9 protein-coding genes and 1 pseudogene are annotated in these 14632 nt (G+C 74.5%); 6 read left to right on the top strand and 4 right to left on the bottom strand.

Features of this window, described 5'->3' with window-relative positions:
• Positions 1–6: 6 nt before the first annotated feature.
• Positions 7–1673 (bottom strand): annotated as a pseudogene (locus ACZ6O5_RS23010) (WG repeat-containing protein); the annotation flags it as partial.
• A gap of 3900 nt (positions 1674–5573) precedes the next feature.
• Here ACZ6O5_RS23010 and ACZ6O5_RS23005 point away from each other — a divergent pair.
• Genes ACZ6O5_RS23005 through ACZ6O5_RS22995 form a run of 3 tightly spaced genes read left to right on the top strand, consistent with a single transcriptional unit; the run spans position 5574 to position 8270 of the window.
• Complete coding sequence (locus ACZ6O5_RS23005) at positions 5574–6425, top strand: ABC transporter permease (protein WP_465979884.1); 852 nt, start codon at positions 5574–5576, stop codon at positions 6423–6425.
• A 46-nt stretch (positions 6426–6471) separates the two neighbouring features.
• Positions 6472–7287 carry an ABC transporter permease gene (locus ACZ6O5_RS23000; protein WP_465979883.1) on the top strand — a complete coding sequence of 272 codons (816 nt, stop codon included), beginning with the start codon at positions 6472–6474 and terminating at the stop codon, positions 7285–7287.
• On the top strand, positions 7284–8270 hold the full coding sequence (locus ACZ6O5_RS22995) for an ABC transporter ATP-binding protein (RefSeq protein ID WP_465979882.1): 987 nt from the start codon (positions 7284–7286) through the stop codon (positions 8268–8270). Before ACZ6O5_RS23000 ends, ACZ6O5_RS22995 begins: the two co-directional genes overlap by 4 nt.
• A gap of 25 nt (positions 8271–8295) precedes the next feature.
• On the opposite strand, the gene ACZ6O5_RS22990 is transcribed toward ACZ6O5_RS22995, so the two are convergent.
• The 3 genes from ACZ6O5_RS22990 to nadA all read right to left on the bottom strand — a co-directional run bounded on the left by ACZ6O5_RS22990 (position 8296) and on the right by nadA (position 11719).
• A complete protein-coding gene (locus tag ACZ6O5_RS22990) occupies positions 8296–8943 on the bottom strand; it encodes a DUF3043 domain-containing protein (protein ID WP_465979881.1) in 648 nt (215 codons plus the stop codon).
• A gap of 30 nt (positions 8944–8973) precedes the next feature.
• Positions 8974–10329, bottom strand: coding sequence for a UDP-N-acetylglucosamine 1-carboxyvinyltransferase (gene murA / locus ACZ6O5_RS22985; protein WP_308447822.1), 1356 nt, complete (start codon positions 10327–10329; stop codon positions 8974–8976).
• Between the two features lie 214 nt (positions 10330–10543).
• Positions 10544–11719 (bottom strand): quinolinate synthase NadA, encoded by a 1176-nt coding sequence (gene nadA, locus ACZ6O5_RS22980; RefSeq protein ID WP_396771295.1) that lies wholly within the window; start codon positions 11717–11719, stop codon positions 10544–10546.
• Between the two features lie 43 nt (positions 11720–11762).
• On the opposite strand from nadA, the gene ACZ6O5_RS22975 reads away from it, so the two are divergent.
• The 3 genes from ACZ6O5_RS22975 (at position 11763) to ACZ6O5_RS22965 (ending at position 14579) form a co-directional block, all read left to right on the top strand.
• Positions 11763–12923, top strand: a complete 1161-nt coding sequence (locus ACZ6O5_RS22975; protein WP_465979880.1) for a glycerate kinase family protein — start codon at positions 11763–11765, stop codon at positions 12921–12923.
• A 136-nt stretch (positions 12924–13059) separates the two neighbouring features.
• The gene (gene erpA / locus ACZ6O5_RS22970) at positions 13060–13431 is read left to right on the top strand and encodes an iron-sulfur cluster insertion protein ErpA (RefSeq protein ID WP_107159973.1); all 372 of its coding nucleotides are present in this window, start codon (positions 13060–13062) and stop codon (positions 13429–13431) included.
• Positions 13432–13604: 173 nt separating this feature from the next.
• Entirely contained in the window at positions 13605–14579 is a 975-nt protein-coding gene (locus tag ACZ6O5_RS22965) for a carbohydrate kinase family protein (protein ID WP_465979879.1), read from the top strand.
• Positions 14580–14632 lie beyond the last annotated feature (53 nt).

Genomic DNA, 14632 nt, shown 5'->3' with positions numbered 1-14632 from the left:
CCCGGGTCAGAGCACCGGGTTCGCGTCGGCGAGCAGCCGGTCGATCTCGGCGGCCACCGCGGCCCGGCCCGGGTGCACCGGGTCGATCAGCGGCTCGCCGTGCCGGTCCAGCGCGCCCCAGCGACCCGCCTCGGTGGCGACCAGGAACGCCACCGGGTGGATCACCAGCGTCGGGTACGCGGGCGCCACCCGGACCCGGCCGTTGCGGTCCACCACGCCCCGCCGGCCGGCCAGCTCGACCACCGCCAGCCCCTCCTCCGTGAAGCCGTCCAGGTGCCGGCCGTCGGCCAGCGCCGTGCCGAGGCCGTGGTAGCGGGTCGGCACCACCACCTCGCCGGCGTGGTCCACTGCCCCCCAGCCGCCGTTCTGCCGCACCGCGGCCAGACCGTTGCGGAACGGCCGGACCTCCTCGTAACCGGGCGGAATCTTCACGATGTTCGTCCGGTCGACGGCCATCCACCGGCCCTTGCCGTCCATGCTCACCCACGACAGGCCCTCGGCGAACGCGCCCACCGAGCGGTAGCCGTTGTTCGCCTCGATCAGCGCCGCCCCCGAGGTGTCGATCAACGCCCAGCGGGACGCCTCCGGCCGTCGGACCCAGGCCAGTCCCTCGTGGAACGGCTGCACCTCGGCGTACCGGTGCCGGATCACCAGCTCACCGTCGGCGTCCGCGTACCCCCAGAGCTGCTGCTCCTCGTCGAACGTCGCCACCGGGTACCGCGGCGTGCCGAGCACCTCCGCCCGCCCGCGCGGTGCCGGCCCGAACCCGTCGCGCGCCGCCCGCGCCGCGACCGCGTCCAGTGCGACCAGGGTCCGCGCGTTCAGCGCCGCGTCCTCGCCCCGGCGCAGGTCCAGCGCCCGCTCGAAGTGCAGGCACGCCTCGGTCAGCCGGCCCTGGTCGTAACAGCAGCGACCGGCGTGCTCGTGCAGCAGCGCACGCAACCGGTCCGGCAGTTCCGCCGAGTTGGCCTCGGCGAAGAGCCGGTCGGCCTCCGCGTACTCGCCCCGCCACCGCAGCACCTCGGCCAGCCGGGCGCGGGCCAGCGCGGTCCGCCGCAACTCGCCGGTGGCCTCCGCGTACGTGAGGGCCAGCCGCGCGTCGGCGACCGCGTCGTCGGCGTCACCGAGGACCCGGGACGCCACCGCACGCAGGCTGAGCAGCCGGGCCCGGCTGCGGTTGTCCAGCGCGGTGTCGAGCTTGCCGGTGAGCCCGTCCCGGATCCGCCGCAGCTCCGCCGGATCGGGCGCCTCCTCGCGCAGCGTCTCCGGGTGCAGCCGCCAGCCGACCGCGGCCAGGGCCCGCTCCGGGTCCACCGGACGCGCCGGTGCCGGTTCGTCGCCCGCCGGCCCCGATTCGGGGGTACGCGCGTCAGCCGGCCCGTCGGCCTCGTCCACACGTACCGGTTCGGCGTCGGTACGTGTCGACGCCGAACCGGTCGGCTCGGATGCGCCCCGCCCTCCGCCGGCCGTGTCGGTGTTGCCGGTGCTGGCCGTGTCGTCGGCTCGGGTCGTGTCGGTGGTGCTGGTCGTGTCGGTGGTGCTGGCTGTGTCGTCGGCTCGGGCCGTGCGGGGGAGAGGAAAGCCGGCGGGCGTGGCGTGGGCCTGGGCCGTGCCGGAGACTTCGGTGCCGGTGCCGGTGCCGGTGCCGGTGCCGGTGCCGGTGCCGATGCCGCCGGCCCGGGGCGTGCCGGTGGGGCTCGTGGCGGTCGGGGTCGGGCTGCCGGCCGGGGTCGTGCCGGGGGCACGCGAGCCGGTGGTAGCGCCGTCCATCCGGGTCGGGCCGGCGGGCTCCGGGTCGGTCGCGGCGACGCTCCGGGCGGTGTCGGACGGACCCGCGGACGGCCCAACCGTATTTTCTCCGGCCGGGGTGGCGCGGGTGGAATCCACGGCGGTCGACAGCAGGGGAGCCGAATCTTCTTCGGCAGCGGCTGAACGATGCGGTTCTTCCTCAGCGCGGGTCGCCCCGACGGGGCGCTCCTCGCCGGCCGTCGTGACCCGTCGGTCCGGTACCGGTCGGAAGACGTCTCCCGGCTCACTGCCGCGCGCGACGTCCTCGACCGCCTTGTCGTCGTCGGTCGGGGCGTCGTCGGTCAGGTTGTCGTCGGTCGGGGCGTCGCCGGTCGGGACGTCGTCGGTCGCGTTGCCGGCGGCCCGCTCGTCGAGGGTCGGGCCGCCGCCGGCCCGCTCGTCACCGGTCGGGGCATCCATGATCGGCGCGGAGCCGGGTGCGGCGGCGTCAGCGGGCAGGTCGCCCGGCACCACCTGCCCGCGCCCGTCGCCGTCCGCACCGGTGCTCCCGGCCCCCGACGACGGCGTGGCCGGGTCCGCTGTCGCTCCCGAAGGGACGGTCATGCCCGCGACCGCCGTGACCTGCGCCGTGGCATCCGGGTACGCCACGGCGTCGGTCCCGGTACCCGGCTGGACGTGGGCGACCGCGAATGCCGTGGCATCGGTCTCGGCGCGCGGGTCGTCGGTGACGATCGGGTGTGGCGGGGCGCTGGCGTGCGGTGGGTCGTCGGTCACCGCGTCTGACCCGAGGTCGGTGCCCGGGCTCGCGTGCGGCGCGTCGTCGGCCACCCTGACCAGCGCGTCGTCGACCACCGTGACCGGGGCGTCGTCGGTGCCCGTGTGCGGCGTGTCACCGACCAGCGCGACCGGCTCATCGGCGGCCGCCGCGTTCGGCGTGTCGTCGGTGCCCGTGAGCGGCGCGTCGTCGGCCACCGTGACCGGGGCGTCGTCGGCCCCGGTGCGGGTCGCCGCGGCATGGCTGGTCGTGCGGGCGTCCCGGTCGTCGGCGAACGGGTCGCTACGGGTGGTGGTGCGGGCGTCCTGGTCGTCGGCCAACGCGTCGACCTGGCCGGGCCTGACGGTGTGGTCCGCGGTCGGCTCTTCGGCCGGTGCCGGTCGGTCGTGACCAGCGGATGGTACGGAGCCGGTGGCCGGGACAGCCGGCGTGGGGGTTCGAGGGTTGGCAGACGGAGAGGGCGGTGTCGGCGTCGGAGATTCGGCAGGCATCGACGCCGGGGACGCCGACGGACGCGCGTCGGGAAGCGCCACCTCGGTTGTCGCGGCGGCGACCGGTTCGGCTGCCGGCGGGTCGACATGGTCGACGGCGGTGGAGGTGGGCCCGGTGTCTTCGGCTCGGTCGGTGGTCCGGGACACGGTGCCGATTCCGGACACGACCGCCGAGTCGTTCACGCTCTCAGGTCGATAGCGGTCGCCTGTCACACCCGTCGGTTCGGCGGGCGCGATCGAAGCGACCCGACGCTCCGGTCCGGCCTGCGCGGCGGTCGGGTCCTCGTCCGCCGGCCCGACACCCGGGTCCTGATCCGCCGGTGCGGCAGTCCGGGCCTGGTCGGTCGGTCCGGCAGTCTGACGCCGGTCCGTCGGCGCGTGGCCGGTCGAGGAAGTGGCGGGGACCGGCTCTGCCGGCAAGGTCGCCCCGGCGGAAACGGACGGCGCAGCCTGTGGCTCGGCACGGGCCGTGTCGCCGGGCTGGGCGTCACGCCCGCCGGTCGTCGCCGGCTTGTTCGGCCGGAACCATGCCTCCGCACCGGAGTCCCTCGGCTGCGGTGCCGGACCCGCCTCGGGTACCGGCGGGCGGTACCGGACAGGCTCCCGCCGGTCCTGATCCGGGTCGGCAGCCGAGCCGCCCGCTGTCGCGCCGGTTGTCGGGCGTTCATTCCCGGCCGAAGCGGCCGGCGCGGTGTGTGGCGTTCGCATCTCGGCCGGACCGGAGGGGCCGGATCGGGCCGGGCCGCTTCCGGATGTCTGCCCGGATGCGGGGCCGGGATAGGCAGGCGGAGCCGGGCGGGCGGGGGCGGGCGGGGCCGGGGTCGGGGCCGGGCGAGTGGGAGTGGCCGCGGCCGGCGCGTCGACCGCCACGTCGGGCGCGGACGCCCGTGCCGCGGGTGCCGCCGGCCGGCCGGTCCCGGGCACGGCGGTTCCGGGCACGGCGGTTCCGGGCACGGCGGTTCCGGGCACGCCGGAGACCGGTCCGGTGGCGGCCGGTCCGGTGGGGACCCGGCGATCCTGTTCGGCAGCCGGCCGGCGGATCTCGTCGTAGCGACCGGGGGCCGGGGGAGCGGACCGCCGTGGCTCGTCGGGTCGGCTCGGCGGTACCGGCCGCGTCGGGGCGTCACCGGCACGGACCGGTGGGTGCTCGTCGGGGCGTACCGGCCACTGGGCCGGCCGAGCCCGGTGGTCGGGGCGCGCGGCGGGCGGTCGGGCATCCCGGGACTCGGGGCGGGGGCGGGCCGGGCCGTCCTGCTCCGGACGGTGGCCGTCGCGGCGCCGGTCGTCGGGCGGACCGCCCGGGTACCCGTCCCGCGCCGGCCGCTCCGCGTGCGGGCGGGACCGCTCGTCGGGCTGGTACGCGGCCGGCTCGGTACGCGACCGCCGTTCGATCACCGGCCACTCGCCCTGCGGCGCGTGGGTCCGGTCGAGTGGCGGGCGCTGACCGTCCCACCGCTGGTCGACCGCGGGGCGCGGGGCGCCGTACCGGTCGGTCCCGGTGGGGCCGGCGGCGTCCCGGCGCGGCGTGTCGTCGGCCCACCGTCCACCGGTCGGCTCGCGCCGGTCCGTCGGAGGCGGTCCCGGTTCGCGCCAACCGTCACGACCCGGCTCACCGCGTGCCGCGGTGCCACGCTCGCGCGCGGGGCCGGCCTGGCCGCCGTGGCGTTCCGCGGGTCGGCCCGGTACGGCATTCCGCCCCTCGTCGGCCGCCGGAGCCCAGCGACCGTCGGGTCCGGCTTCGCGACGGTCGGGTCCGGCTTCGCGACCGTCCACCGGGGCGCGGCGGTCGTCCGCCGGCCGCCGGCGTTCGGACCAGCTCGCGGCGGGTTGCGGGGCCTCGCTCGGCTCCGGCATCCAGCCCGGCGCCGGTGGGGTCGACCGGTGCGACGGCGACCCGGGGTGGGTCCAGCGCTGGTCGAAGCGTTCGGGTGTCGGGGGCGGGCCGGGCGGGGTCCGGTCCGCCGGTCGAGGCGGTCGGCCGTCCGCGCCGGGGCGGTCCGGACGGCCGCGCCACTCGCCCGCCGCACCGACCGGCCGCTGCCCGCGTCGCTCGTCCGGCCCGGCAGGGCTGACCGGGTACGTCCCATGCGGCCCGGCGGGGCTGACCGGGTACGTCCCGCGCGGCCCGGCGGGGCTGACCGGGTACGTCCCGCGCGGCCCGGCCGGGTACGCGTCGGTCGGCGCCGGGCTGGTCGGATGCGCGTCCTCGGGCGCGGGGCTGACCGGGCGCACCTCGGCGCGCCCGACCACGGCCCGGCGACGCGGCGGGGGCGTCAGGTGTTCGAGGCCGATGTCACCCGGGTAGCGCTGCCCGGGGAACTGTGGCTGCCACTCGTGGGTGGGCGCCAGCGCCCAGGCCGGTTCGGCCGGCTCACGCCAGCTGCCCCAGCCACTCATCGGCAGCCCCTTCCGCGGCTCGCGCGGCGCGGCTCCGGAACCGGCTCGCGTCGCTCGCTCACGGCGGTGTCACCTCGTTGGAAATTGTCGCGCTGGGGCGGCGGACGCGCCGGTAGAGTCGCCCGGCCAGCACGTCTTGGCTGCGGAAGGAGGGTAACGGCGTGGGCTCGGTCACCGCCACTGTGGCATCACCCACCGATGGACACGTTACCCCATGGTTTCGGACATTCGGCGCGATAGTGGCGGCCGGGTTCCGGCGGCATGCCACCTACCGCCAGGCGGCCCTGGCCGGCGTGGTGACCAACACCGTTTTCGGCTTCCTGCGCTGCTACATCTTCCTCGCCGCCACCGGCGCGGCCGGCACCGTCGCCGGCTACGACCGGGCGCAGCTCGCCACGTTCGTCTGGGCCGGGCAGGGGCTGCTGGCGGTCATCGCGATCTGGGGCTGGACCGAGCTGGCCGACCGGATCCGCTCCGGCGAGGTGGCCGCCGACCTGCTGCGACCGGTGCACCCGGTGACCAACTATCTCGCCGTCGACATGGGTCGGGCCGGGTTCGCCGCGCTCGCCCGGCTGGTGCCCCCGCTGGTGGTCGGCCCGTTCTTCTTCGCGGTGTACCTGCCCCGGCACTGGGCCACCGTGCCGCTGTTCCTGCTCTCCGCGCTGCTCGCGGTCGTGGTCTGTTTCGGCTGCCGCTACCTGGTCAACGCCACCGCCTACTGGTTGCAGGACGTCCGGGGCCCGATGATCCTCTGGACGCTCGGCTCGGGCGTGCTGGCCGGGCTCTACTTCCCGCTCGGTTTCCTGCCCGGCTGGCTGGAGGCGACCCTGCGCTACGCCACCCCGTTCCCGAGCCTCCTCCAGGTCCCGCTGGACGTGCTTGTCGAGCGGGAGCCGATGTCGACGGGGCTCGGCCTGGTCGGGCTCCAACTCGGCTGGGCGGTGCTGCTGCTGGCGCTCTGCCGGCTGGTGCAGCGCCGGGCCGAGCGCCGCCTGGTGGTGCAGGGTGGCTGAGCACGGCAGTGCGCCCAGGGTGGCTGAGCACGGCAGTGCGCCCAGGGTGGCTGAGGTCGGCGGCGGGGCGCTGCGGGCGTACCGGGCGCTGCTCGGGGCGCAGGCGCGTTCGCAGGCGGCCTACCGCACGTCGTTCGTGGTCGACCTGGTCGGCAACCTCGGCGCGACCGTGTTCGACGTGGTCACCGTCCTGGTGATCTTCGGGGTGACGCGTGAGCTGGGCGGCTTCACACTGCGCGAGACGCTTGTCGTGGTCGGGCTGTCGTCGTGCGGGTTCGCCGCCGCCGACCTGCTCGTCGGCAACGTCGAGCGGCTGCCCCGGTACGTGCGCACCGGCCTCTTCGACGCGGTGCTGGTCCGCCCGCTCGCCGCGCTGCCCCAACTGCTGCTGATGGACCTGCCACTGCGCAAGGTGTCCCGCGCGGTGTTCGGCCTGGCGGTGCTCGGGTTCGCGCTCGCCTCGGCCGGGATCGACTGGACCCCGGGCCGGATCGCACTGGCCGTGGTCGCCCCGCCGGCCGCGGTGGTCTTCTTCGCCTCGGTCTTCGTCACCACCGCCACGGTGTCGTTCTACTGGGTCGACTCGGGCGAGCTGGCCAACTCGGTCACCTACGGCGGGCGCGACTTCACCTCGTACCCGGTCACCGTCTACGGCGGGTGGTTCCGCGCGCTGTTCGCGTACGGGATGGGGTTCGCGTTCGTCAGTTACCACCCGGCGCTGGCGCTGCTCGGCCGCGCCGACCCGCTGGGCCTGCCGGCCTGGGTGGGCTGGGCGTCGCCGGGCGTCGCGCTGGTCGCGGCGGCGGTCGCGGTCGTGGCCTGGCGCGTCGGGATCCGTCACTACCGGAGTACGGGGTCATGAACGTCATCGAGATGGACGGGCTGCGCAAGGAGTTCACGGTGCGGGTCAGGACCGGGACGCTGCGCCGCGAGAAACGGACGGTGACCGCGGTCGACGGCGTCGACCTGCGGGTGGAGCGCGGCGAGATGCTCGGCTACATCGGGCCGAACGGCGCCGGGAAGTCGACCACGCTGAAGATGCTCACCGGTGTGCTCATGCCGTCGGCGGGCCGGGCCCGGGTCTGCGGGCTGCGGCCGGTGGCCGACCGGACCCGGCTGGCGCTGCGCATCGGGGTGGTGTTCGGGCAGCGGTCGCAGCTGTGGTGGGACCTGCCGCTGCGGGACTCGTTCGACCTGCTGCGGCACGTCTACCGGGTGCCGGCCGGCGCGCACGCGGCGCGGCTGGCCCGCTGCCGGGACCTGCTCGACCTGGATGCGTTCCTGGACACCCCGGTCCGGCAGCTCTCCCTGGGGCAGCGGATGCGCGGCGAGCTGACCGCGGCGCTGCTGCACGGTCCGGAGGTGCTCTTCCTGGACGAGCCGACCATCGGGCTGGACGTGGTCAGCAAGCAGGCGGTCCGGGGCTTCCTGGCCGAGCTGGGCCGGGCCGGCGACACCACGCTGGTGCTCACCACGCACGACCTGGCCGACATCGAGCGGCTCTGCCGGCGGCTCGTGGTCATCGACCACGGCCGGGTGGTGCACGACGGGTCGATCGCGGAGCTGCACCACAGGTACGGCTCACGCCGGATGGTGGTCGCCGAGCTGGACACCGCGCTGCCCGAGCCGCCGGTGCTGCCGGGCGCGCCGGTGCAGCGGGTGGAGGCGGACGGGCGGCGGCTGGTGTTCGCGCTGGACCGGGCGAGCGTCGCCGAGGTGGTGGCCGGGCTGGCCGGCCTGGCCACGCTGCGCGACATCTCGATCGTGGAGCCGGACATCGAGGAGGTCGTCGCCCGCCTCTACCAGAGCGAAAGGAAGGGCCCCCTGTTAACGCCTGGCGTATAGCAGGGGGCCCTTCTTAACGCGTTGCTCAGACCTTGTCGCCGATGTTGACCCGGGGGGCCGGGGCGCGCATCTTGCGGAACGTGATCGACCGCATGATCGCGTAGAAGTAGAGCGAGCCGAGCTTCTCGGTGCTCTTCGGGAAGCGCTGGCGGACCAGCTTCTTGATCTTCCGGGAGATCAGCACCGAGTCGATCAGGACGCCCAGGGCCAGCGCGCCCCAGAGCAGGTTGGAGAGCAACCGCACGACCGGCGGCATGGCCTGGTTGGAACCGACCAGCACGATCAGCGCGCCGCCGAAGAACCAGGTGCCGACCGTACGCCGGGAGTCGACCACGTTGCGGGCCAGCAGCCGCTCCGGCCCCCGGTCCCGCGGACCGCCCTCGCGGCGGAACTCGGCGGTGGCCTCGGCGCGCGTGGCGCGGCGCTGCTCCCGGGCCTCTTCCTTGGTCAGCGGGCGGACCGGCGCGGCGGCGCGGCGACCGGCGGCCGGACGTTTCGGAGTGGTCCGCCCCAACTCCTTCTTGCTGGGCGTGTAGCCCCGGGGGCGGGCGGCGGCGGACTCCTCGTCGGTCGTCACCGTGGTGACGGACTCCTCGACGGGGTCGGCGGACTTGCGGCGAAACAGCGACGGCACGCCGGCAAGGGTAGCCAACCGATGCGGCCCGGCGCACATCGCGGTGCGCCGGGCCGATGACCGGGTGGATCAGGGACGCTCGACGTGCGCGCCCAGGTCAGCCAACTTGGCCTCGAAGTCCTCGTAGCCCCGGTTGATCAGGTCGACGCCGTACACCCGGGAGGTGCCCTCGGCGGCGAGCGCCGCGATGAGGTGGCTGAACCCGGCCCGCAGGTCCGGAATGACCAGGTCGGCCGCGTGCAGCTTGCTCGGGCCGGCGATCACCGCCGAGTGCTTGAAGTTGCGCCGGCCGAAACGGCACGGGGTGCCACCGAGGCAGTCCCGGTAGACCTGGATGTTGGCGCCCATCGTGTTCAGCGCCTCGGTGTAGCCGAGCCGCTGCTCGTAGACCGTCTCATGGACGATCGACAGGCCCCGGGCCTGGGTGAGCGCGACCACCAGCGGCTGCTGCCAGTCGGTCATGAAGCCGGGGTGCACGTCGGTCTCCAGGGCCACCGCGTTCAGCTCGCCGCCCGGGTGCCAGAACCGGATGCCGCCCTCCTGGCCCGGGTCGCCGAGCTTCGGCGGCCGGCTGTCGGTGACCTCGTACTCGCCGCCGACGGAGCGGAAGATGTTCAGGAACGTCATCATGTCGGCCTGCTGCGCGCCGAGCACCTCGACGTGGCCGCGGGTGGCCAGCGCCGCCGCCGCCCAGCTCGCGGCCTCGATGCGGTCCGGGATCGGCCGGTGCGTGTAGCCGTGCAGCTTCTTGACGCCCTGGATCTCGATCACCCGGTCGGTGTGGACCTTGATGATCGCGCCCATCTTCTGCAGGATGCAGATCAGGTCGATGATCTCCGGCTCGACGGCGGCGTTGCGCAGCTCGGTGACGCCCTCGGCCATCACCGCGGTCAGCAGCACCTGCTCGGTGGCGCCGACGCTCGGGTACGGCAGCGCGAACTTGGTGCCGTGCAGCCCGTTCGGCGCCGACAGGTGCAGACCCTCGGGGGTCTTGTCGACGGTCGCGCCGAACTCGCGCAGCGCCTGCAGGTGGAAGTCGATCGGGCGCGGGCCGATGTGGCAGCCGCCCAGGTCGGGGATGAACGCGTGGCCGAGCCGGTGCAGCAGCGGGCCGCAGAACAGGATCGGGATCCGGCTGGACCCGGCGTGCACGTTGATCTGGTCGGTGCTGGCGCTCTCGACGTTGGACGGGTCGAAGACCAGCTCGCCGTCCTCGGTGCCGTCGGTCACCTTCACCCCGTGCAGGCCGAGCAGCCCGCGGACCACCTCGACGTCACGGATCCGCGGCACGTCGAACAGCCGGCTGGGTGTGTCGCCGAGCAGGGCGGCCACCATCGCCTTGGACACGAGGTTCTTCGCGCCGCGCACGCGGATCCGCCCTTCGAGCGGAGTGCCTCCGTGTACGACCAGGACGTCGTCGGTCAACGCAACCTCCAGCGCGTTGGGTGTTGCCGTGTAGGTGAGGGCTCGCGATTGCTCATCGCTACCCGGATCGCGGCCATGGGAAAACCGGCACGCGTATGTCGTCGCCCCGGCAGCATAGCCCTCCGTGACGAGAATGGAATCGGTCACATCGCCAGCGGGGGCACGAACCGGGGTGTCCGGTACGTTTCCGTGCCAGCGATCTCACCGAGGGTGATCAGGCGCCGGGCAGTGCCAGCATCTGGTCCAGCGCCGCGCGGGCGTGCCCGGCGGTCTCCGGGTCCACCGTGATCTGGTTGACCACCCGGCCGGCGACCAGCTCCTCCAACGCCCACACCAGGTGTGGCAGGTCGATCCGGTTCATCGTCGAGCAGTAGCAGACCGCCCGGTCGAGGAACATGATCTGCTTGTCCGGGTGGGCCAGCGCGAGCCGGCGAACCAGGTTCAGCTCGGTGCCCACCGCCCACGCCGAGCCGGCCGGGGCCGCCTCGATGGCCTTGATGATGAACTCGGTGGAGCCCACCAGGTCGGCGGCGGTGACCACCTCGTGGCGGCACTCCGGGTGCACCAGCACGTTCACGCCGGGCACCCGTGCCCGCACGTCGTGCACGCTGTCGAGGGTGAACCGGCCGTGCACCGAACAGTGCCCGCGCCACAGGATCATCTTCGCGTCGCGTACCTGCTCGGCGGTGAGCCCACCGCCCGGCTTGTGCGGGTCGTAGAGCACGCAGTCGTCGAGCGAGAAGCCCATCTCCAGCACCGCCGTGTTGCGGCCCAGGTGCTGGTCGGGCAGGAACAGCACCTTGCGGCCCTGCTCGAACGCCCAGTCCAGCGCCCGCTTGGCGTTCGACGAGGTGCAGACCACGCCGCCGTGCCGGCCGACGAAACCCTTGATGTCGGCCGAGGAGTTCATGTACGTCACCGGGACGGTGTCCGCCGCCACACCCAGGTCGGTCAGCGTGTCCCAGGCGGTCTCGACCTGCGACAACACGGCCATGTCGGCCATCGAGCAACCGGCGGCGAGGTCGGGCAGGATCACCTTCTGCGCGTCCGAGGTCAGGATGTCCGCGCTCTCGGCCATGAAGTGCACGCCGCAGAAGACGATGTACTCCGCGTCCGGGCGGGCCGCCGCCTCCCGGGCCAGCTTGAACGAGTCGCCGGTCACGTCGGCGAACTGGATCACCTCGTCGCGCTGGTAGTGGTGGCCCAGCACGAAGACTCTGGTGCCGAGCGCGGCCTTCGCGGCGGTCGCGCGGGCCACCAGGTCGGGATCGCTCGGCGCGGGGAGGTCACCCGGACACTCCACGCCACGCTCGGTGGCGGGATCGCTGCCGCGGCCGAGGAGCAGCAGCGCAGTGGCCGTGTTGGAGGGCTCAACCCAGGTCGAAGTCACGTCCCCATGGTCCCACAGCCCGGCCGCCGCGCAGCCGCCACGGATGTGGCCTGCCACACTGCTCGGCATGCGCGTGCTGCTCTGCCCGGACAAGTTCGCCGGCACCCTGTCGGCCCCGGAGGTGGCCGCCGCGGTGGCCGAGGGCTGGCGGACCGTCGCCCCCGACGACGACCTGCTGCTCCGGCCGCTCGCCGACGGCGGGCCCGGGTTCGTCGAGGTGCTCGCCGGGGCGCTGCCCGGACGACGGTTGACGGTGCCCACGGTCGACCCGCTCGGCCGTCCCGCCGCCGGTGAGATCCTGCTCACCGACGACGGCGTGGCGTACCTGGAGAGCGCGCAGGCGTGCGGCCTGCACCTGCTGTCCGCCGCCGAACGGGACCCTAAGGCCACCACGTCGTACGGGCTGGGACTGCTGGTCGCCGCCGCGGTCGAGGCGGGCGCGCGGACCGTGGTGCTCGGGCTGGGCGGCTCGGCCACCAACGACGGCGGCGCCGGGATGCTCGTCCCGCTCGGCGTCACCCCGCTCGACGCGGGCGGCCGGGCGCTGCCGTACGGCGGGGCGGCGCTGACCGGGGTCGCCGCGCTCGACGGCGTACCCCGGTTGCGGGGCGCGACGCTGGTCGCCGCCACCGACGTGGACAACCCGCTGCTCGGGCTGCACGGCGCGAGCAGCGTCTTCGGGCCGCAGAAGGGTGCCGACCGGGCGGACGTGCTGCTGCTGGACGCCGCGCTGGAGCGCTGGGCGGCCGTGCTTGTCGACACGCTCCCCGGGTGCCCGCCCGACCTCGGCGCGCTGCCCGGCGGCGGCGCGGCCGGCGGCCTCGGCGCGGCGGTGCTGGCCCTCGGCGGCCGGCGCGAGTCGGGCATCGGCCTGGTCACCCGCGCGGTCGGCCTGGACGCCGCGCTGGACGCCGCCGACCTGGTGATCACCGGCGAGGGCTCCTTCGACCACCAGTCGCTGCGCGGCAAGGTGGTGGCCGGCGTGGCCGGGGCGGCCCGCGACCGCGGTGTGCCGTGCGTGGTGCTGGCGGGGCGGGTGAGCACCGGGCGGCGGGAGGCCGCCGCGGCCGGCGTGACCGAGGCGTACAGCCTGGTCGAGCACTTCGGTGGCGAGGAGCGTGGGGGAGTGGCGGCGGCGATGGAGCGGCCGGCCGAGGGGCTGCGCGCGCTCGGCGCCCGGCTGGCCGGCCAGTGGAGCCGCTGAGGCGTTCCGCTGGTCACGCCGCCGGGTGATCACGCCGACAGCGGCGTACGATCGGAGGCGGACCACCGGGAATACTGGCGGACGTGCGGCGTTGGCCAGTACGTCCGGACCTCATACCGCGCAGGGAGACTTCCACGTGACCACGCCAGCGCAGACCGAGTCGACCGAGGCCAAGGAGGCCCCCAGCACCGTCGTCCTCACCGACGTCGCGGCGCAGAAGGTCAAGGCCCTGATCGAGCAGGAAGGCCGCGACGACCTGCGGCTCCGCGTCGCCGTGCAGCCGGGTGGCTGCTCCGGCCTGCGGTACCAGCTCTTCTTCGACGAGCGGTCGCTCGACGGTGACGTCGTCACCGACTTCGGTGGTGTCGAGGTCGTCGTCGACCGGATGAGCGCCCCGTACCTGACCGGCGCCACGATCGACTTCGCCGACCGGATCGACGCCCAGGGCTTCACCATCGACAACCCGAACGCCGGCAGCTCCTGCGCCTGCGGCGACTCGTTCAGCTGAGTCGACGGGCCGAAACGCCTGCCGAACGGCGGAACCATCCCTTCCGGGGTGGTTCCGCCGTTTTCGTTACTACGCGAACGTGCGGTGAACGGCCTCTTCAGGACCGACATCGACCGGAGCGCCGGGACGCCCGGTAGTCTGACCGCGCCGTGCTCCCGACCACGAGGGTTGACATGAAGATCGCCGTGACCGGCTCGATCGCGACCGACCACCTGATGAGCTTCCCCGGCCGCTTCGCCGACCAGCTCATCGCGGACCAGCTCGACAAGGTCTCGCTCTCCTTCCTCGTCGACGAGCTGGTGCTCCGGCGCGGCGGCACCGCGGCCAACATCGCGTTCGGCATGGCCCAGCTCGGGCTGCGTCCGGTGCTGCTCGGCGCCGTCGGGGCGGACTTCGCCGACTACCGGTCCTGGCTGGAGCGGCACGGCGTCGACTGCGACTCGGTGCACGTCAGCGACGTGGCGCACACCGCCCGCTTCGTCTGCACCACCGACACCGACATGTGCCAGATCGCGTCCTTCTACGCCGGTGCGATGAGCGAGGCCCGCAACATCGAGCTGGCCCCGGTGGCGCAGCGCCTCGGCGGCCTCGACCTGGTGCTGGTCAGCGCCAACGACCCGGCCGCCATGGTCCGGCACTCCGCCGAGTGCCGGGACCGCGGCTACGCCTTCGTCGCCGACCCGTCCCAGCAGCTCGCCCGCATGGACGGCGCGGACGTGCTCGGCCTGGTCGAGGGCGCCGAGTACCTGATGACCAACGAGTACGAGAAGTCGCTGTTGCAGAGCAAGGCCGGCCTGACCGACGAGCAACTGCTGGACCGGGTCAAGGTGCGGGTCACCACGCTGGGCAAGCACGGGGTGGAGATCGCCGGCCGGGAGATCGGCACCATCCGGGTGCCGATCGCGCGGGAGATCCAGGCGGTCGACCCGACCGGCGTCGGCGACGGCTTCCGGGCCGGCTTCTTCGCCGCGCTCGACTGGGGCGTCGGGCTGGAGCGCGCCGCCCAGGTCGGCTGCCTGCTGGCCACCCTGGTGCTGGAGAACTTCGGCGGCCAGGAGTACGAGGTCCGGCGGGACCTGTTCGTGAAGCGGCTCGCCGAGTCGTACGGGGACGCGGCCGCCGAGGACGTCCGGCCGCACCTGCTGTGAGCGTCCCGGCCGGCCCGACCGGCGGGGTGGGCCCGGCGGCGGTCCGCCCCGGC

The organism is Micromonospora sp. NPDC049201 (assembly GCF_055586805.1).
Note: the sequence above shows the minus strand (reverse complement) of the source record. Positions and strands in the feature narration are given on the sequence as shown.